This is a genomic window from Colwellia sp. BRX8-7 (assembly GCF_014077275.1).
GTDB lineage: Bacteria > Pseudomonadota > Gammaproteobacteria > Enterobacterales > Alteromonadaceae > Colwellia_A.
Map to the genome: position 1 here is coordinate 105,732 of NZ_JACGVP010000012.1, position 21,224 is coordinate 126,955.

Sequence of the window (21,224 nt, forward strand, 5' to 3'; positions counted from 1 at the left end):
TCGGTCAAAGTCGTTGGGTTTTATTTTATTGGTCAAATTAAAGACTAAATGATTGAAAATCCCTTATTCACCCAGCCATTAACCTTTCCCTTATATTTTAAAGCGTTTGACCAAGCTATCAAGGTTCATCGCCATTGCAGTGAGTGATTCACTTGAAGAGGCTATACGGGTTGATATTTGCGCACTGTTTTCTGTGCTATCGCTTATCGTATGAACGTGAATATTAATTTCACCGACAACGGCTGCTTGCTCTTCTGTTGCTGTGGCCACCTGAGTATTTAGATCTGAAATGAGCTGAATATTAGCAACAATTTCCTCAAGTGCCTCTGTTGTCTGTTGAGCATCCGTTGCGCCAACTTCGGCGGTCACTTTGCTTTCCCTCACGCTATCAACGGCTCGCTGAGACTCTGATTGCAAAAGGTTGATCATTTTATTAATTTCATCAGTGGACTCACTGGTGCGCTTCGCTAAGTTACGAACTTCATCAGCGACCACCGCAAAACCACGACCTTGTTCGCCTGCACGAGCAGCCTCAATCGCGGCATTTAATGCCAGTAAATTTGTTTGCTCTGAAATTCCTCGTATAACATCAAGCACACTGCTAATAGCGTTGCTTTTATTCGCTAAAGATTCAATGGTAACAGACACAGAATCCATCTTTTGTGCCATCTGGTAAATATTCTCAGTTGATTCTTTAACAACAACTTGTGCATTTTTAGCTTGGGTTATCGCTTCGCTCGTCGAGTCAGCCGCATGTGCGGCGTTTGCTGCAATTTCTGTAATGGTTGAACCCATTTCACTAATAGCCGTTGCAACTTGTGTGGCGATGTCACGCTGACCTTCAGCATCGAGTTTTGACTGCTCTGCATCTTGGGAAACATCTAACGATGCTTGGCGGACATCTTTTGATGTTTTAGCGACATCATTAACTACCGAGTGTATTTTACTGATAAAAGTATTAAAACCATGGGCCAAACGTGAGACTTCTTCGCTGCCGCTTTCACTTAGTCGGTAACTAAGGTCGCCTTCACCATCACCCAATGCTTTAAATAATCCAGCTAGGTCATTGATAGGTTGCGTTAAACTTTTTGCAAAAATGATACTGATAAAAATAAACACTACGACAATAATGACAAACCAAATTAGCATATAATTTCGTGATTCGTTCAACGCTAAGTACAATTCAGCCTTTGGCACTTCTGCAACAACATACCAACCCAAGCTTGAGATATAGCTTGTCGCCACGATTAAACTTTCTGTTTCTTGAAAAGAAAATTGTTCTTTTGATAACAGCGTTTGAAAATTTATATCTTTATATATATCAGTTAGGTTCGCCTTTTCACTTTTTGCTTTATCTTGATGAATTTTTACCAACCCCGAATGATCAACAAGATACACTAAACCTGACTCTTCAATTTTAAAGCTGTTTAGGTAACTAACCATGTCATTAAATGATTTAGATAATCCAGAAACACCTCGTCCATTAAGTTGTTGATAGTTGATAAAAACATCTACATTACCATTCGGATAAGCGTAGGTACTTGCCGACTCTTCTTTATTACCATTGGTAAATGCAAAAAACCAACCATCAAGACTGTCATCTTTGAGAACACGTAGAAAGCCATCTTGGTTCCAATATTTAGCTGTTTTTCGATCGGCGAAGGAGGCATTACTTAAATTGTTATCTTTAGCGATGTTACTCAGCATGCTAATAACGTTAGCTTCATTATCTTTGCTGGCACCAGACTCTATCCAATCAAGTAGAAAAGGGTTAGTGGCAATAGATTTTGTTAACACTTTCATTTCAGAAATTTCACCGTCGACTGCATTACGAACGCGCAGCAGGAGATTAGGTAAATCTGATTGTTGGAGTCTGGATATAAGCAGTTCTTTGGCTTTTGAGTGGCCGACAAAGCCAACAATGCTGGTAGATATGATAACGGCCATTAACATGGCAATGACTAACTTAGATCGGATAGAAAGGGTGGTTAAAAATCTCATTAAATAGATCCTATTTGCAAGTTTTCCACAAACTTTTCGGTTACGGCGATTTGTCCATAAAATCCTTTTTATAAGGGTTTTAAAATAGATTCGCTCTCAATTTGCTTGAGCTTAACATATCCATGTAGTCGCACCATTTAAAACCACAACAATTTAACTTTCTTTCAAGATAGCTAATTATTTCAGCTGATTAAATATAAAATCACTTTATTTAAATACCAAAAATACTTTTTGATGACAATGAACTATCGATTAACTTACTGACTTACCTACTCAGTAAGTTAAGTTAAGTTAAGCTATTTTTACCTTAATGAGATGAAACGGTCTTTAGCAACGATAGTAAGGAAATTTTTATTCGACCATCAGTGGCGGAAGGGGTAGTATAATATCAGATGATTTCGGAGCAAATATGTCTGACAACCCACTATTACGTTTCAATAAATTTATTTCAAAAAAGCCAGAGTATCTATTTTGGGTTTTACAAATCTGCTTTTGGTCTTTCGTTTCATTAATTAGCCTGATATCACTGACACTTTGGTATGTCCAAATCGATGTCGAGCACCTTAATCACACTTTTTGGCAGTCTGTTGTGGGGATATTTTGTTCATTGCCACTGTATTGGATTTTCATGAGGTGTTGGCACTCACCTATTTTTACCCGCGTACTGATAACCATCGTTTCAGTGATTTGTATTTCCTTTATTTGGACACTTATTCGAGTCAAACTTTATATAGAACTGACCAGCTCTGCCGGTAATTGGGACGAGTTTGGCGGCTGGTATTTTAGTAGTATTTTTATTTTCTTTTGTTGGACCGGTTTTTTTCATGGTATTCGCTATTATCAATTGTTGCAATTTGAGCATAAAATGTTGCTTTCAAAGGCAGCGGAAGCTAAAGAAGAGCAATTAAAAAGAGTGAACGCGCAATCGGTAGCCCGAGATGCAAAAATAAAAATGTTACGTTACCAACTCAACCCTCATTTTCTTTGTAATACCCTCAATGCCATTAATTCTCTAATCGAATGTGAAGCTCCAGAGAAAGCTCAGCGGATGACCGTTCAATTAAGTAAGTTTTTACGTTATTCATTAGACAATAACCCTGATACTAAAATTGCGTTAGAATTTGAAATTATCGCACTTAATTTATATTTAGAAATAGAGAAAACCCGTTTTGGCGAGCGACTTAAATTAGATTTTAAAATTTCTGATAAAGCAAAGTTAGCTTTAATACCGAGTTTATTAATACAACCTATTATTGAAAACTCAATGAAACATGTTATCGCGCAAAATGAAGAGGGTGGCACTATTAGTCTATGGGCTGACGTTGTTGATAAAATGTTGGTGTTAGAGTTAAGTGATACCGGTTCTGGAACCGCGGTTGACGGTAGTAAAATGAAAGGAAAAAGGAGTCGAGGTGTCGGCTTGCGTAATATCGATGAAAGACTTAAAGTGTTATATACAGATGACTACGTATTTAACCTTAATATTATCCCATCAGGTGGTTTAAAAACTATCATTAAGCTGCCTTTTGAAACGCTTGATGAAATAACACCTGCTAGCCAGTACCAAACTCAATGACGGTGAGTTAAATTTATGAATAAGTTAAGAACAATTATTGTTGATGATGAGCCTTTAGCGCTTAATCTCTTGCGTGCAAAGTTAAATAAAATTCCTGAAATAGAAATTATTGCAGAATGTAAAAATGGCCGTGAAGCGATTGAAGCGACGATGGCCTTAGCACCTGATTTACTCTTTTTAGATATACAGATGCCAGGTGTTGATGGTTTTGGCGTTATTAAAAAATTACAATCTGATATTGTTCCTATGGTGGTTTTCACGACCGCATTTGAGCAATATGCTTTAGATGCGTTTGATGTGCATGCCGTTGACTATATTCTTAAACCTATTGATGACGAACGAATTCAGCGGGCCATTCAGCGTGCGTTGGTTCGTTGTGAAAGTGATGAAGACACTTTAAATAAATCTCGCATTATTAGTGCGATAGACTCAATCAATGAAATGGAAAATCCTGATAATGCTTCTTCGCAGAGTATCAGCCTTCCTAAGCTTAATACCGACAAAGTTGAGCGTAAAATCGTCATTAAAGACCGAGACGATATAACCTTGTTAAAACAAACCGATATTGAATGGGTTGACGCAGCAGGAGATTATGTTTGTGTTCATGCGCAAGGCGTTACTCATATTAAACGCTGCACCTTGAAAAATTTGCTAGAAGATTTAGACTCTGAAATGTTTAAACGTGTGCACCGTTCAACGATTGTTAATCTTAATTATATTCAAAAAGTGATCCCGCATACTAAAGGTGAGTTTTTTCTTAAATTAGGTGAATATGACCAAGTTAAAGTGAGCCGTAATTATCGAGAAGTGATCAAGAGTTTTTTAACTGACATGTAGTATATTGACGACGACTCGTGGTCAATATGCCATTTTTTATCTAAGTGATCTTGTTATTGCCTTATATTGACCAGCCTACCGCTTCTAAAATCCCCTTTATCGTAATACGGTTGTTATAAAAAGCCGCTCATTAGATGATTGATATAACTGTAGATGTTACTCACTTGGGTAAACAGTCATTGTTAATTAAGGGATATTAAATGTTAAGTATTAAACAGATAATTATTGCGTCCATTTTTTCTATGGCATTAATAGTGCCTTGCTATGCAGCCGATAGTCACGCGGCTAATCGACTTAATTATTATGCACCACATGCTGAAAAAGCACCAAGTGTTGATGGTATTGCCAATGAAAGTGTTTGGCAATTGGCACCGTGGCAAAATTTAGATCAACGTTGGTTAGGTCCAGAATTTTCAAAAGAAGACTTTCAAGGCCGATACAAGGTGGTTTGGACGCAAGCTAAATTATATATTATGGCTGAAATTATTGATGACATTCTCATTGATACCCATCGCGACCCCTTGAGCCAATATTGGGATGACGATTGCTTAGAGATTTTTATAGATGAAGATTTCTCTGGCGGTGATCACCAATATAACCATAATGCACTTGCCTACCACATGTCTCTTGATAACCAAGCCATAGATATAGGTACCAACAAAAAGCCGCAGAACTATTCACATCATGTTCAAAGCAACTGGAAACAACAAGGCAATACGGTTATTTGGGAACTAAGCATCGATATTTATAACGATGAATATCAAGATACCACAACAGACTCAAGCAGTATTAACAAACCAGTCGCCTTGTTTGCTGGCAAAGTGATGGGACTCATGGTGGCTTATTGTGATAACGACGGCAGTGAACTACGTGAAAATTTTATTGGCTCTGAGTCTGCAGAGGGTGGAGCGCCCGATCGTGGTTGGATAGATGCGGGTATGTTCGGTAAGCTTATCTTGGCTAAATAATCGCTTAGATAAGCGTTAAGTTTTTCTTTTCCCTCTCCTAGACATGAGCATTATAAAATGAACAATATTGAAAAAAAATTCATCCATAAGTTATTTGTTATAACAATCACTTCTCTCACCATAATGAGTTGTGCACCGGTAAATCAGGCAACTCAAATGAATAAAGACACCACCGATATTAATTACCAGCTTTCAATGACCCAAGAAATATTACTGACTAGCGAAGCCGGTGATAAAATAGCGCCACAGCAGAATTTAACCTTTCAACAAGGTACAGCTACGGGCAAGGTTATTGTTGTAAGGCCAGATATTAAAAAACAAAAGATTGTTGGTATTGGTACATCGTTCACTGAATCTTCCGCTTTTGTGCTTGCACACTTAACTAAAGATAAGCGAGCAGAGGTGATGGAAAATATTTATGGCGAAAAGGGCGCTAATTTTTCAATAGCACGCACGCATATTGGCGCAACAGACTTTGCCGTGGACGGTCGCTATTCATATGCAGAACGTAAAGATGACACTAACTTAACATCATTCAGTATCGCGCTAGATAGCGATGGTTTTAGCGCTCAAGATTACCCTGGTATTAAAGATGAGCAATTTGATTTGTTGCCAATGATAAAAGAAGCTTACGCGATAAAAAATCAGCAAGTCGATAAAGATTTAAAAATTGTCGCTTCCGCATGGACTGCGCCACCTTGGATGAAAACGATTGAAGACTATTATGTTAAGCCAACACCTGAAAATAATCACCAAGGCACGGGCGGCGAATTAAAACCACAGTACGTCGCTACTTATGCAGACTATCTTATTAAGTACCTCGATGCATATCATCAAGAAGGTATTGAACTCTGGGCACTAACGCCAGTAAATGAACCGCATGGCAACAGTGGTCAATGGGAAAGTATGCATTTTACGCCTAAAAGCCAAAATACTTTTATTAAGGACCATTTAGGACCAAAATTAAAAGCGAGTGCGCACAAAGCGGTTAAATTACTTATTTATGACCAAAATCGTGATGAAATGGAGCATTGGACTGATGAAATACTCGGGGATAAAGAAACGTCTGAGTATGTTTATGGTACAGCCGTTCATTGGTACGAAAGCAGTAATCAAGTTAATGAAGATGTGTTTGACCGGGTTCATGAAAAATTTCCAGAGTTTTCAATTATACATACCGAAGGCACGATTGATGATCTAGGTAAAGATGCACCAGCAGGTATCTTAGATCCTGTCCGCTTTAAAGAAAGTAACTGGTTCAATAATGATGATTTTTGGTGGAACGAAAATGCGACCGACTGGGCGTACACCGCAACTTGGGCACCTAAACCTGAGGATCATCCTATATACACCCCCGTTCATCGTTATGCACGTAATATTATTGTTAGTTTAGATCATTGGTTAGAGGGCTGGATAGATTGGAATATCGTACTCGATAAGCATGGTGGGCCTAATCACGTAGGTAACTTTTGTGGTGCACCTATCATGATTGATACTGAGACAGGTGAGGTTTATTACACCCCGATTTATTATGTATTAGCACAATTTAGTAAAACCATTCGACCAGGTGATACGGCATTACAGGTTAATCAGCAGTTAGAAGGCTTAGACAAAGATGCTTTACACGCCAGCGCTGCGATTAATGACAATGGTTTGGTCAGTGTACAGTTACTTAATACCACTAAAGCACCAATAAATTATTCATTACAAATTGGTAGTCAATATGCGCAAGTAACTATTGCCGCTAATGCCGTGCAAACAGTACGTGTTAAGCTTTAGTTTTTAATCGTTTTAACAAGCCATATAATTAATAAGAGTAAAGATTAAGTGAATAAACATCCCTTTGAAGTTATAGCGCTGGATAACGGTGCTAAGCTGATATTTACCCCTTGTCCTGGCACTAAATTAGTTAGCCTTGAACAATCACTTAAGCAGTTGAAGCAAGAGGGTGTTTCAATGCTGATCACATTAATGTTTGATGAAGAAATGGCAAGTAACAAGGTACTTTCTTTACCTGAACTCTGTCGCCAGTATCAGCTTAGTTGGCTACAATTGCCAATTATTGATGATGAAGCGCCGAGTACTGCTTTTGAAGCGCAATGGGCAATAAATAAAACGACCATAGTCGATGAATTGAAGAATAAAGGTACGGTGGCTATTCATTGTAAAGGCGGCACAGGCCGAACGGGAACTGTTATTGCTCTTTTACTATTAGCACTAGGTTGGCCAGTCGATAAAATTGTTACAGAAGTACAAAAAGTGAAACCTAAAGCTTTGAAAATTAAAAAACAACGAGATTATTTGAATCGTCAGTTAACAAAAGCCGAGACACTGTTTTGATAACAATATAAAGCCACTTTGCAGCCAGAAGAGTACTGATTTCATGTTAACTTAGTTCAGAGGTAATTAGTTAAACCCTTTAACGATTTAATTTTGTCTGCTATCGGGTTAATTCAACTTACGGTGTTATTTAAATTCGCTTTTAACGCATTGATTACCCACTACACCTCATTTAAATTGCAACTATTTGTTGTATCACTCAAGATAAATTAATGACAGTAAGCCGTGGTCTCGCGGTTTTACTGCCAAATTATAATAAAAATAGATAAATAATAAAGCCTGATATAGGTTTGTTATTAACAACACCAATTTTAAGCGATATAAAGAATAAACTTGCTACTTGAAGTAGCTAAATTCTTTGTGTTTATTTTTAAGCAATAGGACCTCACCACAATGGCTGGAACATCTTTTACTTTAGATCAAAGCAAAACCTCACAAGCGAATTCATCTAATGGATTTGGTGGAGATAACTCTACTCGCTTTGCGTTAATTTCACTGACATCATTGTTTTTTATGTGGGGATTTATTACCTGTTTAAATGACATTTTGATCCCCCATTTAAAGGCCATTTTTTCGTTAAGTTATGCACAGTCTATGCTAGTGCAATTTTGCTTTTTTGGTGCTTACTTTTTGGTTTCTCTGCCTGCAGGGTGGTTTGTCGAAAAAATGGGCTATCAAAAAGGTATTGTGGTCGGTTTAGTGATTGCGGCTTTGGGTTGTTTAATGTTTTATCCCGCCGCTTCTTTACATAGTTATCCTGTTTTTTTGGCGGCTTTATTCGTTTTAGCTAGTGGCATTACCGTTTTGCAAGTTTCTGCAAATCCTTATGTGACCTTACTGGGTAAGAAAGAAACCGCTTCGTCACGATTAACCATGACCCAAGCGTTTAATTCTTTAGGCACAACTATCGCACCTTATTTTGGCGCGTTATTAATTTTAAACGAAGTCACTGATTCAATGTCAGCAAATAGTGCTGAATCGGTACAACTGCCTTATTTAGGACTGATGGCGGCCTTGTTAGTCCTTGCTGCTATTTTTGCTTTCTTAAAACTTCCACATATTGAAAGTGCTGAGGTGGTTGATGGCGAAAAAATTGAAGGGTCGGCATGGCATTATCGCCATCTAGTTTTAGGTGCTATCGGTATTTTTGTTTATGTTGGCGCTGAAGTGTCAATTGGCAGCTTTTTGGTGAGCTTTTTAGGCGAAACTGATATCGCCGGTTTAGAAGAAACTCAAGCGGCAAAGTACCTTACTTATTATTGGGGCGGAGCTATGGTTGGGCGCTTTATTGGCGCTGCAGTTATGCAAAAAATAGATGCGGGTAAAACCTTAGCCTTTAATGCGCTTTGTTCAGTGATTTTAATTGCCATCACTATTTTAAGCTCTGGCACCATAGCGATGTGGGCAATTTTATTAGTAGGGTTATTTAACTCTATTATGTTTCCAACGATTTTTAGTTTGGCGTTAAGTGGGCTTAAAAAGCACACCAGTCAGGGAGCTGGCATCCTTTGCTTAGCTATTGTCGGTGGCGCAATCCTCCCCGTATTACAAGGCCTGTTAGCGGATAGTGTCAGTGTGCAGTTTGCTTTTATCCTACCTTTGTTTTGTTACGTCTATATCGTCTTTTACGGTTTGAAGGGTAGCAAGGTAGTCACAGAAAAATAATGAATATGAACGCAATGAAATACTTAAAATTTAACAAAAAAAATTGGTTTCTTATCACGCTTTCGTTATTAATCTTTGGTTGCAGCCCTGCTGAAAATTCGACGTTAACGGGGCAAGAGACACAAGCTATTGATAGCAATAAAGCTGATAAGATTTGGCCTCAACTTGAAAGTGACGTTAAAAAAGATGCGCAAGTCGAGCAAAGAGTAGCTGACTTACTCGCTAAGATGACCTTGCAACAAAAAGTGGCGCAAATGATCCAACCTGAAATTCGTGATATTACCCTTGAGGATATGCGAACCTATGGTTTTGGCTCTTATTTAAATGGTGGTGGGGGTTTCCCCAATAATAATAAGCATTCTACCCCTGCAGATTGGGTTTTATTGGCTGAGAAAATGTATCAAGCATCTGTTGATGATTCACTCGACGGTTCAACAATTCCAACGATGTGGGGCACTGATGCGGTGCACGGTCATAATAATGTTATCGGGGCGACACTTTTCCCTCATAACATTGGCTTGGGCGCAGCAAATAATCCGACACTTATTGAGAAAATAGCAGAAATAACCGCGACCGAAGTCATGGTTACCGGTATTGATTGGGTGTTTGCTCCAACTGTTGCCGTGGTTAGAGATGATCGTTGGGGAAGAACCTATGAAGGCTACTCAGAAGATCCTGAAATTGTTCGCTTATACGCAGCGTCAGTCGTCAAAGGTTTACAAGGTCATGCCAATAAAGATTTTTTAGGTGATAAACGCGTGATCAGTACCATTAAACATTTTATCGGTGACGGCGGTACGCAAGGTGGCGATGATCAAGGCGAAAACATAGCGAGCGAGCAAGAGCTCTTTACTGTGCATGCCCAAGGCTATGTTGGCGGTTTAACTGCGGGTGCTCAGTCGGTAATGGCTTCATTTAATAGTTGGCATGGAGATAAAGTCCATGGTCATAAATATTTGCTAACCGATGTCTTGAAAAATAGAATGGGTTTTGACGGCTTTGTTGTCGGTGATTGGAATGGTCACGGGCAAGTTAAAGGCTGTATCAAAGAAAATTGCGCTCAAGCGGTTAATGCTGGCTTAGATATTTTTATGGTGCCAACAGAAGCGTGGCGACCACTTTATGACAATATAATTGCACAAGTAAAGCAAGGCGATATTCTGCAGTCACGTATTGATGATGCCGTAACGCGTATTTTACGGGTAAAGGTCCGCGCCGGGCTTTTTGAAAAGCCCAGTCCTGCCAAGCGTGTTTTATCAGGGAACATCGCTTTAATTGGCGGGGAGTCGCACCGCGAAGTTGCTCGTCAGGCGGTTCGCGAATCCTTAGTGTTGTTAAAAAACAACGGACAGCTATTACCTTTATCACCTAAGCAACATATCTTAGTAGCGGGCGATGCCGCTGATAATATCGGTAAACAGTCAGGGGGCTGGAGTATTACTTGGCAAGGAACTGGTAATAAAAATTCAGACTTTATCGGTGGCTCTTCTATTTATTCTGGGATAGAACAACAAGTCAGTGCCGCAGGTGGTCAAGTAACCTTGAGTGTTGATGGCAGTTACACAAACAAACCCGATGTAGCGATTGTCGTTTTTGGTGAAGAACCTTATGCTGAAGGGTATGGTGATATTGATAACCTTGAATATCAGCGCGGTCATAAAAAAGATTTAGCGTTACTTACATCACTTAAAGCAAAAGGAGTACCTGTTGTTGCTGTTTTTATTAGTGGTCGACCTATGTGGGTCAATGCTGAACTCAATGCTAGCGATGCATTTGTCGCTGCGTGGCTACCGGGCTCAGAGGGTAAGGCAATCGCAGATGTTTTATTGAAAAGCCCAGCTGATAATATCCAACACGACTTTACCGGTAAATTGTCTTTCTCTTGGCCTAAATTACCAACACAAATTGTCAATCGTTTTGACGAAGACTACCAACCATTATTTTCATATGGCTATGGTTTAACCTACCAAGACGACACTTTATTAGCTGACTTGTCTGAGCAATCTAATGTGGCGCTTAATACGCATTTAATTACCGATATTTTCTTAGGTAAGGCGATAGCGCCTTGGAAAATGTTATTGTTTTCTCAACAACAAAACATTGAAATAGAGTCGAGTAGTGAATCACTTAAAGGAATTTCTTATCGAACGGTTGATAAAGAGATACAAGAAGATTCATTTCGACTTAAGACCAATGGCGCAGCGAGTGCGGGAGTTAAATTTATTAACAGCAACGGTTTTAGAGAAGATCTTACTAGTGAACTCGAAAAAAATGCTGACTTAACATTTTCAGTTAAAAGAGACAGTGATATTAACGCGCCTGTTTATATCACCATGAATTGTGAAACGCTTGGCGATACCGCAAATTGTCAGGCAAGTTATAATATTCAAGCACAATTAGCGGCATCTAAGCAGGGTGAGTGGCAAGATATTGCTATTAGCTTACATTGCTTTGCTGAAAAAGGTCTGCAGCTGAGTAAAGTTGCTGTGCCTTTTGAATTGCGTACCTCGGGCGCGATTAATTTATCTGTTAACCATATTCGATTAGTGCCAAATAAAGCGACTAGCGCGCCATTGAACTGCCCGCAGTAGTCTATTTAACTTAAAGGATAAGGATAAGGATAAGTCTGATTGTTGAGCTTTATCCTTTTTTTTGGTCGAATCAGCGTATTTATTGATAATGACCATATTCGATTAGTGTCAAATAAAGCGACTAGCGCGCCATTGAACTGCCCGCAGTAGTCTATTTAACTTAAAGGATAAGGATAAGGCTGATTGTTGAGCTTTATCCTTTTTTCTGGTCGAATCAGCGTATTTATTGATAATGACCTTACGGTTGTCGCTATGTGCGTGTAAACTTGCTGATAATATTTACAATATCAAAAGAAAATCAAATGAATCAAGAAGAAAACTATCCGATTGGAACGCCAGGCAAAAAATGGACTGAAAAAGAAAATGTTCAGTGGTTTAAAGCACAAACAGTAACCCGTTCATATCAAGATGAAGTCGTTGAAAAGATAAACGCGTTAAAAGAAGATTTTGATGTTCTTCAATATGGCGCATTATCGCTTGATGAAAGTCGTTATCCTTTGTATGTGATTAAAACAAAAAACTGGCAAGACAATAAAAAAACAGTTTTAGTGACCGGTGGTGTTCATGGCTATGAAACCAGTGGAGTGCAGGGGGCATTACGCTTTGCCCAAACACAAGCCGGCAAATATGCGGAACACTTTAATATTGTCGTTGCGCCTTGTATCAGCCCTTGGGGTTATGAAACAGTTAACCGTTGGAATTGCAAAGCGATAGATCCCAATCGTTCTTTCTATCAAAACAGCCCAGCGCAAGAGTCAGCAGCGATAATGAAGTATGTTGCCGAGCTCAACAGTGATATTTTTGTGCATATAGATTTACACGAAACGACTGACACCGATAATTCAACATTTCGACCAGCACTTTGTGCTCGAGATGCGATAGAAGAAAAAGAATGGCAAATCCCTGATGGCTTTTATTTAGTCGCCGATAGCGTGAAGCCAGTCGCTGACTTTCAAAAAGCGATTATTGATGCCGTTGAAGAAGTTACCCATATAGCGCCTGCTGACGAAAGCGGTAAATTGATCGGTGTACCCCTTGAGCAGCCGGGCGTTATTAATTATGCTGCGCGCGAGTTAGGATTATGTATGGGCTTAACCAATGCTAAATTCTTGACCACCACCGAAGTTTACCCCGACAGCCCAAAAGTTGATGATGAAAACTGCATTCTAGCGCAAGTGGCTGCTATAACGGGTGGTTTAGATTATATTTTAAAAAGTGAATAACCTGATAAAACCGAAAAATTTGCACACTAAAACATTTTCATAATGTTAAGTTCGTGCTATTTTTCTCTGACATTTAATTTTAGGAATTATTATCCATGCCAAAGGCCAGTGATATAAAGAAAAATGCTGCGGTAGAGCATAACGGAAAAGTATTTATTGTAAGAGATATAGAGCGATCAGTTCCTCAAGGTCGTGCCGGTGGTAGTTTATACCGTATGCGTATGTACGATGTTGTCACTGGCGGTAAGATTGATGAGACGTTTAAAGACTCAGATATGCTGAACTTCGCTGACCTAAGCCGACGTCCCGCGATGTTTTCATACATCGATGGTGATGAATATGTCTTTATGGACAATGAAGATTACACGCCATACAACCTTAACAAAGAAAGTATTGCTGACGAAGCTCTATTTATTTGTGAAGATACCTTAGGTTTATCAATTATTATTGTTGATGGTGCTGCGGTTGGTATTGATTTACCCCCGAGTGTTGAACTGGTTATTACTGAAACAGACCCATCAATTAAAGGTGGTTCGGCAACAGCTCGCACTAAGCCGGCAATTTTATCTACGGGCTTAACCGTACAGGTGCCTGAACATATTTCAATCGGTGATAAAATCAAAGTGAACACTGAAGAACGTAAATTTATGGGACGCGCTGAGAAATAAAGTCTCGTTTACTTTATCTCCACTTTTATAAAGCCAGCATTTGCTGGCTTTATTGATCTAACCATTAGGTTAGTTGTTAGCGGTGTAACAGTTGGAATCTTTGGTTGAGAATAAGTTTCTTGGTATATTGATGTTTTGGTCGACTGAGAATTTTTGCTGTGTCGCCCATCTCTACGACTTGTCCTTTGCTTAAAACCATTATCTTATCGCTAAAATGCCTAACAATACCTAAGTTATGAGAAATTAAAATATAAGCGAGTCCCATCTGTTCTTGTAAATCGAGCAACAGGTTAATCATTTGCGAGCGTAACGAAGGGTCGAGAGAAGCTAAGGCCTCATCTAATATAATCACCTGTGGTTGTAATATTATCGCCCGAGCTAATGATATGCGCTGTTTTTGACCACCAGAGAACATATGTGGATAAAAATTCATATGTTCAGCGAGCAAACCTACTTTTTGTAATGTTTCTCGTATTAGACAATGGCGGTCTTCTTCATTTAATTTGGTATTGATCAACAAAGGTTCATTCAGTAGTTGCCCAATGGTTAAGCTTGGGTTCAATGTTGTCCCAGAGTCTTGAAATATCATCCGTACATGCTGGCATCTTTGCTTAAAGTCTCCAGGTTGTAATGTTTGGCCATTAAGTTTTATGCTGCCCGTTGAAGGTAGTTCCGCACCAACCAATAATTTTGCTAAGGTTGATTTACCCGATCCTGTTTCTCCAACAATAGCTAAGGTATGGTGAGCTTGTACCTCAAATGAAATCGGTTCGAGTGCGGTAAAATATTTTTGATTAAACCATTTTCTGCCTATTCTAAACGACTTACTTAAGTTATTAACCTGTAATAATATTGGCATATTAATAACTTCCCTTTAGCGAGAAGTGGCAACTAAATTGATGACCATGATAGTTTGTTACCTTAGGTGCTACAACACAGGCCTGTTGCGCTCTAGGGCATCTTGGGCCTAATCGGCAACCTATAGGTAAATGTTGTAAAATAGGAATACTGCCAGGTAGCGCCATTAACCGTGATTTTGCTGGCAAGCCACTATTTGACTTTGGGCTACTATCAACGAGTGCTCGAGTGTAGGGATGAAACGGTTGTTCAAATATGTGCTTGGTGGTACCCGCTTCAACAAATTGTCCGCTGTACATCACCGTAATGGTATTTGTCCAATGTGTGACATTCTCAAGGTCATGACTTATCAATAATATCGACATGTTTTTTAATTGGTTTAAACTCGCCAATAGGCGAAAAATTTGCCCTTGATTGGTACTCTCCATTGCCGCGGTGGGTTCATCTGCAATGAGGAGAATAGGGCGTTTAGCGAGTGCCATGGCGATCATTACTCGCTGACATAACGCTTCATTAAGCTGATGAGGATATTTTTTTAAACAAATTTTATGCTGCTTAATACCGACTTTATGTAAGAGACTAATCGCGGTTTCTTTACGTTGTTGATTTTTTTGCCAAAAATAACCGGTTAATTGTTCGCCATCAACCGCCTCGGTAAGTTGCATCCCTATGGTCATTGTTGGGTCTAAGCACGCCATCGGCTCTTGAAATATCATCGCGACATCTTTTGAAATAATGGCTTTGCGTTCATCAACAGATAAGCGCATTAAATCTTTTCCTCGCCAGTGAAACCTATCAGCGTCAACATGCCACTTTTCATCAAGTACGCCGATAATAGCCTGAGCCAATAAAGATTTTCCTGAACCAGACTCTCCAACTAAACCACGAACTTCACCCTCTTTCATGGTTAAACTGACGCGATCAACCGCTAAAATAGGGTTGGTCGCTGATTTCAGCACAATAGACAAATTTCTGATATCGAGAAGGTTCATTAAGCTTCCTTACTGATTTTAAGGGCGTGTCTCATGCCTTCACCAACTAAATTAGTTGCCACCACGGCAAAAAGAATCGCCAAACCAGGTAGATAAACCGTCCACGGGGCAATATAGAATAAATCGATACCATTTTTTAGCATCGCCCCCCATTCTGCCATGGGAATTTGTGCGCCTAATCCAAGAAAGCCTAATGCAGCAATATCAAGTATCGCAGCAGACTGGGCTAACGTTGCTTGGCTAATTAATTTCTCTAAAACATTAGGAAAAACAGAATGATATAAAATTCTAAATGAACTTGCTCCGTCTAATCGTGAAGCCAGAACATAGTCTTTTCTGAACTCTTGAGTAACGACATTACGGGTTATATGAACAAACTGTGGGATAAGCACGATAATAATCGCCCATAAGGTATTGCTCAACCCTGGCCCCAAGATAGCGACAATAACAATTGCCAGCAATAAAGAAGGAATAGATAAAATCACATCAAGAAAATGGTTAAGAAAACTTGATTTTATTCCTGATGTTAAAGCAGATACCGAGCCAATAACACCACCAATACCTAAAGAAATAAGCACCACAACAAAACTTAAGCCAAAAGTCAGTGATGTGCCGTGCATTAAGCGAGACAACATGTCACGACCCAAATTATCGGTGCCTAATAAAAAACTGACATTACCATCTTCGTGCCATGCTGGTGGCAGTAATAAAAAATCTAAGTGATTTTCAACGGGAGTATAAGGTGTAATAAAAGGTGCAAATAAAGCGAGAATTGTTAAGAAAATAAAACAGCTAAAACCTATCATCACTACGGGTTTTACTTTGAAATTATGCCAAAGTTGCAGTAATGGTGAAGGAAACTCTTCCTCTAAGTATATTTTATCACGCGCCATTTCGACTCTCTCTTGCTAAAGGATTAAGTGCTGCATAGATAAAATCGATGACAATATGCACAATAAAAATAAAACTAGAAAGCGCTAAAAGCCCACCTTGAATTGAAGTATGGTCACGCTGAAATATACTTTCTATTAACCATCGGCCGATGCCTGGCCAGCTAAAGATAACTTCAGTCACCATGGCAATAGTTACTAAATTAGCAAACTGTAAACCAACATCTCGAATAACGTGCACCATAGCATTTCGTATCGCGTGATGATAAATAATTTGCTTAAAGCTTAGCCCTTTTGCTTTAGCCGCACGTATGTATTGGCTGTCGAGCACATCCATCATTGCCGTGCGAGCTAAGCGTACAAAGATGGTCGCTGGAGCTAGGGCGATAACACACGCAGGTAGAAATATATGTGCGCTGGCATCTTGAAAGGCTTGCCACTTATAAGGACTGTCACTTAATAAAATATCTATAAACTGTATGCCAGTAACATGTTCTATTTCAAACACTAAGCTGAGCTGTCCTGCTGATGGCAGCCAACCTAATTGGATAGAAAAAATAAGAATGGCTAATAGGCCTAACCAAAAAACAGGAATTGAATAACCCAGCATAGAAATAGTTAAAATAATATTATCGGTAGCTTTACGGTGTTTAATGGCGGCAATAAAGCCAATAGGAATACCAAAGACCATAGCAATGAAAAGTGCCACTAAAGACAGTTCAATTGTCGCGGGTAAAAAGCGCATGATCTCGTTACTTATAGACAATTGGCTGGCCATTGAAATACCTAAGTCTCCCTGGAAAAGATGACTTATATACGAAAAGTATTGCTGAGCAATATTATTATTTGTTTGATACTGCTCAGCTAAAACTATCAATTGCTTAGGTGTCGCATTGATTTGCCCAGAAATATTGATTAACTGTTCACCAGGAAATAAAAAGCTCAAACTAAAAGACAGCAATGTCAGTAGAAACATGGTGAAAATGAATAAGTTTAGACGGCGTAGGGTAAATATCAGCATATTAGTTTTTACTCACCCTGCTAAAGTCGATGCCACCAAAGGGAGATAATAGTTCACCCTTAACAATGTTTTTCCTTGCTTGAAATCGTTTAGAGTGAGCAATGGGAATTAACGGCACTTCAGTTGAAATAATCGCTAACGCTTGACTATAAAACTTTTTACGTTGGGCCACATTTGTTGTTTCTAATGCTCGCTGTATTAAGTTATCAAACTTTTTATGACACCAAAATGTTCTGTTGTTACCACTTCTAGCTGATGAACAGCTCAACAGTGGTGTAAAAAAGTTGTCTGGGTCTGGGTGATCCGCCGACCAGCCTAATAAAACACTCTGATGCTCACCTTTTGACAGCTGTTCAAGAAAAGAGCCCATATCGAGAGAGTTTTCAATTAACACATTAATACCTATTTTCTTTAAATCGGCTTGAATTAACTTTGCCATAGTAACCGCGTCTGGATTATATGCCCGTTGTACCGGTAACGCCCAGAGATTCATAGTAAAACCGTTAGGAAAGCCAGCCTCAGTTAGTAATCTTTTAGCTTCAGCTAAGTCAAATGTTTGCGGTAAAGTATTCTTATCATAAGCCCAAGAGGTTGTTGGTAATAAACTATGTGCTATATCGGCTCTAGATTGATAGACAGTATCAATAATGGCTTGCTTGTTAACGGCTAATGCAACGGCTTGACGTACTTTTACATTATTAAAAGGTGGCTTTAAGGTATTAAAGCCAAGATAACCGACATTAAAAGAAGTCACCGCTTGTAGCTCTAATTCAGGTTTACTTTTTATTTTGTTATGAGCAATGGGGAAAGCAATTACATCACATTCACCCGCTAATAATTTTGTTAATCGCCCTGTATTACTGGGCGTTATATCAAAAATAAGTTGCTCTAAAGTACTTGGTTGATCCCAGTACGTTTTATGGGGAGCATAGCGAATATAGGCGCCGGGACGATAATCTTTTAATTTAAAGGGACCCGTGCCAATGGGCAGCGTGTCTATTTCTCGCTTAATATTTTTTAACACTAAGGTGTCAGCATATTCCTTTGATAATATAACGGCAAAGTCACTGGCAATGTTAGCCAAAATTGAACTGTCTGCGTATTTGAACTTAAAACGTATAGTATATTCATTGATTTTTTCAATACTTTCAACGACATTTGAAAAACTTACACTTTGAAAAAAAGGGTATTTTCCACCCGAAACTTGATGGAAAGGGTGCTTAGGTAATAAAATACGGTTAAAACTGAACAGTACATCATCGGCATTAAAAAAACGTGTTGGGGTAAAATAATCGGTTTGATGAAAGGCAACATTTTTGCGTAAATAAAAAGTAACCATTTTACCGTCACGCGTCACATGCCATGACTTTGCTAACGACGGAGCAATAGTGTTTTCTTCGCCTCTAAATGAAATTAATCGGTTATAGAGTTGATTAGACGTAGCATCAATGGTGGTACCAGAGGTAACCGTTTGCGGATTAAAACTTTCAGGAGAGCCTTCAGAGCAATAGACAATACTATGGTCAGTTAATGAGGGATCATTATCAATATCACATGCCGTTATCCAACATAAAAATGGCAAGGTCATTATCTTCAATAAATGTTTTTTAACAGCGAATATCGACATATAACTCAACTACCCTTCGTCTACTGCACTTTCTAATAAGTTATACTTTTTCAAGTAACCTCTTAGTTGATGATAGGTTAATTTGAGTGCGTCGGCAGTTTTCTTTTGGTTATACTGACAATTTTCTAAAGCTGATTGAATCAAATCAATCTCATAGTCTTGAGAAAGGTCTTTTAATGATAAAGGGAAGACCAATGATTGACTAACAGGCAACTGTTGATGGATTACCTCTTGGCGTTTTTCCTCTTTGTTCTCTTTATCAACACTCGGCGCTGCTACCGATATCCTGTCTTGGGTTTTAATACGCTGAGAAGGTCGGTAAGGTGACTCAAACGGGTCAATGACTAAGTCATGCACGGGTAAATGTGGGTTATTACAACGATAAACACTACGCTCGACAACATTTTTTAATTCTCGTACGTTTCCAGGCCAATGATATTCAAGCATGGCACGTTTCGCTTTTTCAGTAAAACCGCTAAAGAGCTCAAATTCTAATTCGCGCGCCATGTTAATCGCAAAGCTTTCAGCTAACATCATAATGTCTTCAGTTCGTTCTCGAAGCGGTGGTAGGGTAATAACATCAAAAGCAAGTCGGTCAAGTAAATCCGCTCTAAATTCACCAGCATCGGCTAAGGTGGGTAAGTCTTCATTGGTTGCGGCAATTAAGCGTACATTGGTATTAATAGTTCTTGAGCCACCCACACGCTCAAACTCACCGTATTCAACGACTCTTAATAGCTTTTCTTGAATTAACCCGGAGGTATTGGCTATTTCGTCAAGAAAGAGGGTGCCATTGTCCGCACGCTCAAAACGACCTTCATGGCGTTTACTCGCGCCGGTGAATGCACCACTGTCATAGCCAAATAATTCTGTTTCTAATAAATTTTCATTTAATGCCGCACAATTAAGCTTTAAATAATTTTGATCCCAACGTTTAGATAAGTAATGCAGCCGAGCCGCAATAAGCTCTTTACCTGTCCCTCTTTCTCCAATAATAAGCACAGGTTTACTCAAAGGCGCTACTTGTGAGACTTGCTCTAAAACTTCAAGGAAATTATTTGCTTGTCCAAGAAGATTATCCTTTTGGTTAAAACGCGACATTACTTGACCTAATAATTGGTTTATTTCACTAACAAATAGTGTATTTTATTAATCACCAGGTTTGAAGTGTTTTTTTTAATTATAATAACTTTATTTAAAACATGAAGTTAAGTTAATAGTAAAACTTGGCGCAAAACATGAATAAAGGATATCAGTAACATTAAATTAAATTATTGAATGAGGAAGTTGTTATGGGTATTTTTTCTAGGTTTACAGATATTATTAATTCGAATATTAACAACCTGTTAGATAAAGCAGAAGATCCTGCAAAAATGGTACGATTGATCATTCAAGAAATGGAAGATACTTTAGTTGAAGTACGTTCGTCATCTGCTAAAATTTTAGCAGATAAGAAAGATTTATCTCGTCAAGCGACTCGTTTTGAAAAAGATGAGCAACAATGGCAAGAAAAGGCTGAACTAGCCTTAAGCAAAGGCCGTGAAGATTTAGCAAGAGCGGCGCTAGTTGAAAAGAAAAAGTGTGCTGAGAATGCATTGTCACTTTTAGATGAGTTGAACCACGTTGATGATCATATTGCTAAATTACAAAGTGAAGTTTCTCAGTTACAAGAAAAATTAGCGGATGCAAAAGTAAGACAAAAAGCAATTATCATGCGAGAAAAAACAGCGACGTCTCGTTTAAAAGTGAAAAAGAATATCGATAGTGGTCGAGTTAATGACGCACTGAGTCGCTTTGATAGTTATGAACGTAAAATTGATGATATCGAATCACAAGTTGAGTCCCTTGATTTAGGGAGCAAATCATTAGCAGATGAAATCTCTGATTTAGAATCTGATGAAAATATTGATGATGAATTAGCGCAATTAAAAGCTAAAATGAAATCAGATAAGAAAAACTAAATAACT

The 21,224-nt window shown here is 38.7% G+C and carries 17 protein-coding genes; 10 read left to right on the forward strand and 7 right to left on the reverse strand.

Annotated features, from left to right (window positions below):
* Positions 1 to 90: 90 nt before the first annotated feature.
* A complete protein-coding gene (locus H4J57_RS13080; RefSeq protein ID WP_182243252.1) occupies positions 91 to 2,001 on the reverse strand; it encodes a methyl-accepting chemotaxis protein in 1,911 nt (636 codons plus the stop codon).
* A 409-nt stretch (positions 2,002 to 2,410) separates the two neighbouring features.
* On the opposite strand from H4J57_RS13080, the gene H4J57_RS13085 reads away from it, so the two are divergent.
* The 9 genes from H4J57_RS13085 to yeiP all read left to right on the forward strand — a co-directional run bounded on the left by H4J57_RS13085 (position 2,411) and on the right by yeiP (position 13,869).
* Positions 2,411 to 3,577 (forward strand): sensor histidine kinase, encoded by a 1,167-nt coding sequence (locus H4J57_RS13085; protein WP_182214924.1) that lies wholly within the window; start codon positions 2,411 to 2,413, stop codon positions 3,575 to 3,577.
* Positions 3,578 to 3,592: 15 nt separating this feature from the next.
* Entirely contained in the window at positions 3,593 to 4,414 is an 822-nt protein-coding gene (locus H4J57_RS13090; RefSeq protein ID WP_182214926.1) for a LytTR family DNA-binding domain-containing protein, read from the forward strand.
* A gap of 200 nt (positions 4,415 to 4,614) precedes the next feature.
* On the forward strand, positions 4,615 to 5,382 hold the full coding sequence (locus H4J57_RS13095; RefSeq protein ID WP_182243254.1) for a sugar-binding protein: 768 nt from the start codon (positions 4,615 to 4,617) through the stop codon (positions 5,380 to 5,382).
* Between the two features lie 156 nt (positions 5,383 to 5,538).
* Entirely contained in the window at positions 5,539 to 7,161 is a 1,623-nt protein-coding gene (locus tag H4J57_RS13100) for a glycoside hydrolase family 30 beta sandwich domain-containing protein (RefSeq protein WP_259366858.1), read from the forward strand.
* Positions 7,162 to 7,209: 48 nt separating this feature from the next.
* Positions 7,210 to 7,722, forward strand: coding sequence for a tyrosine-protein phosphatase (locus tag H4J57_RS13105; RefSeq protein WP_182214931.1), 513 nt, complete (start codon positions 7,210 to 7,212; stop codon positions 7,720 to 7,722).
* A gap of 393 nt (positions 7,723 to 8,115) precedes the next feature.
* On the forward strand, positions 8,116 to 9,387 hold the full coding sequence (locus H4J57_RS13110) for a sugar MFS transporter (RefSeq protein ID WP_182243257.1): 1,272 nt from the start codon (positions 8,116 to 8,118) through the stop codon (positions 9,385 to 9,387).
* A gap of 14 nt (positions 9,388 to 9,401) precedes the next feature.
* On the forward strand, positions 9,402 to 11,978 hold the full coding sequence (locus H4J57_RS13115; RefSeq protein WP_182243258.1) for an exo 1,3/1,4-beta-D-glucan glucohydrolase: 2,577 nt from the start codon (positions 9,402 to 9,404) through the stop codon (positions 11,976 to 11,978).
* Between the two features lie 302 nt (positions 11,979 to 12,280).
* Complete coding sequence (locus tag H4J57_RS13120; RefSeq protein ID WP_182243259.1) at positions 12,281 to 13,201, forward strand: M14 family metallocarboxypeptidase; 921 nt, start codon at positions 12,281 to 12,283, stop codon at positions 13,199 to 13,201.
* A 95-nt stretch (positions 13,202 to 13,296) separates the two neighbouring features.
* Positions 13,297 to 13,869 (forward strand): elongation factor P-like protein YeiP, encoded by a 573-nt coding sequence (gene yeiP, locus H4J57_RS13125; RefSeq protein WP_182174511.1) that lies wholly within the window; start codon positions 13,297 to 13,299, stop codon positions 13,867 to 13,869.
* Positions 13,870 to 13,945: 76 nt separating this feature from the next.
* On the opposite strand, the gene H4J57_RS13130 is transcribed toward yeiP, so the two are convergent.
* Genes H4J57_RS13130 through pspF form a run of 6 tightly spaced genes read right to left on the reverse strand, consistent with a single transcriptional unit; the run spans position 13,946 to position 20,358 of the window.
* A complete protein-coding gene (locus H4J57_RS13130; protein WP_182214938.1) occupies positions 13,946 to 14,728 on the reverse strand; it encodes an ATP-binding cassette domain-containing protein in 783 nt (260 codons plus the stop codon).
* Position 14,729: 1 nt separating this feature from the next.
* A complete protein-coding gene (locus H4J57_RS13135) occupies positions 14,730 to 15,719 on the reverse strand; it encodes an oligopeptide/dipeptide ABC transporter ATP-binding protein (RefSeq protein ID WP_182214940.1) in 990 nt (329 codons plus the stop codon).
* The gene (locus H4J57_RS13140; RefSeq protein WP_182214941.1) at positions 15,719 to 16,612 is read right to left on the reverse strand and encodes an ABC transporter permease subunit; all 894 of its coding nucleotides are present in this window, start codon (positions 16,610 to 16,612) and stop codon (positions 15,719 to 15,721) included. The genes H4J57_RS13135 and H4J57_RS13140 overlap by 1 nt, the downstream gene beginning before the upstream one ends.
* Positions 16,602 to 17,630, reverse strand: coding sequence for an ABC transporter permease (locus tag H4J57_RS13145; RefSeq protein WP_182214943.1), 1,029 nt, complete (start codon positions 17,628 to 17,630; stop codon positions 16,602 to 16,604). The genes H4J57_RS13140 and H4J57_RS13145 overlap by 11 nt, the downstream gene beginning before the upstream one ends.
* Position 17,631: 1 nt before the next feature.
* Positions 17,632 to 19,257, reverse strand: a complete 1,626-nt coding sequence (locus H4J57_RS13150; RefSeq protein ID WP_259364600.1) for an ABC transporter substrate-binding protein — start codon at positions 19,255 to 19,257, stop codon at positions 17,632 to 17,634.
* Between the two features lie 9 nt (positions 19,258 to 19,266).
* Positions 19,267 to 20,358 carry a phage shock protein operon transcriptional activator gene (gene pspF / locus H4J57_RS13155; RefSeq protein WP_182214945.1) on the reverse strand — a complete coding sequence of 364 codons (1,092 nt, stop codon included), beginning with the start codon at positions 20,356 to 20,358 and terminating at the stop codon, positions 19,267 to 19,269.
* A 191-nt stretch (positions 20,359 to 20,549) separates the two neighbouring features.
* Here pspF and pspA point away from each other — a divergent pair, with 191 nt between their 5' ends.
* On the forward strand, positions 20,550 to 21,218 hold the full coding sequence (pspA, locus tag H4J57_RS13160; protein WP_182214946.1) for a phage shock protein PspA: 669 nt from the start codon (positions 20,550 to 20,552) through the stop codon (positions 21,216 to 21,218).
* The last annotated feature ends 6 nt before the right edge of the window (positions 21,219 to 21,224 follow it).

Bases quoted from the DNA above. Each gene is read 5' to 3' on its own strand.
- yeiP (WP_182174511.1), top strand. From the start codon at position 13,297: ATGCCAAAGGCCAGTGATATAAAGAAAAATGCTGCGGTAGAGCATAAC.
- H4J57_RS13115 (WP_182243258.1), top strand. From the start codon at position 9,402: ATGAAATACTTAAAATTTAACAAAAAAAATTGGTTTCTTATCACGCTT.
- H4J57_RS13080 (WP_182243252.1), bottom strand. From the start codon at position 2,001: ATGAGATTTTTAACCACCCTTTCTATCCGATCTAAGTTAGTCATTGCC.
- H4J57_RS13150 (WP_259364600.1), bottom strand. From the start codon at position 19,257: ATGTCGATATTCGCTGTTAAAAAACATTTATTGAAGATAATGACCTTG.
- H4J57_RS13095 (WP_182243254.1), top strand. From the start codon at position 4,615: ATGTTAAGTATTAAACAGATAATTATTGCGTCCATTTTTTCTATGGCA.
- H4J57_RS13110 (WP_182243257.1), top strand. From the start codon at position 8,116: ATGGCTGGAACATCTTTTACTTTAGATCAAAGCAAAACCTCACAAGCG.
- H4J57_RS13100 (WP_259366858.1), top strand. From the start codon at position 5,539: ATGAATAAAGACACCACCGATATTAATTACCAGCTTTCAATGACCCAA.
- H4J57_RS13085 (WP_182214924.1), top strand. From the start codon at position 2,411: ATGTCTGACAACCCACTATTACGTTTCAATAAATTTATTTCAAAAAAG.
- pspF (WP_182214945.1), bottom strand. From the start codon at position 20,358: ATGTCGCGTTTTAACCAAAAGGATAATCTTCTTGGACAAGCAAATAAT.
- H4J57_RS13145 (WP_182214943.1), bottom strand. From the start codon at position 17,630: ATGCTGATATTTACCCTACGCCGTCTAAACTTATTCATTTTCACCATG.
- H4J57_RS13140 (WP_182214941.1), bottom strand. From the start codon at position 16,612: ATGGCGCGTGATAAAATATACTTAGAGGAAGAGTTTCCTTCACCATTA.
- H4J57_RS13090 (WP_182214926.1), top strand. From the start codon at position 3,593: ATGAATAAGTTAAGAACAATTATTGTTGATGATGAGCCTTTAGCGCTT.
- H4J57_RS13120 (WP_182243259.1), top strand. From the start codon at position 12,281: ATGAATCAAGAAGAAAACTATCCGATTGGAACGCCAGGCAAAAAATGG.
- pspA (WP_182214946.1), top strand. From the start codon at position 20,550: ATGGGTATTTTTTCTAGGTTTACAGATATTATTAATTCGAATATTAAC.
- H4J57_RS13130 (WP_182214938.1), bottom strand. From the start codon at position 14,728: ATGCCAATATTATTACAGGTTAATAACTTAAGTAAGTCGTTTAGAATA.
- H4J57_RS13135 (WP_182214940.1), bottom strand. From the start codon at position 15,719: ATGAACCTTCTCGATATCAGAAATTTGTCTATTGTGCTGAAATCAGCG.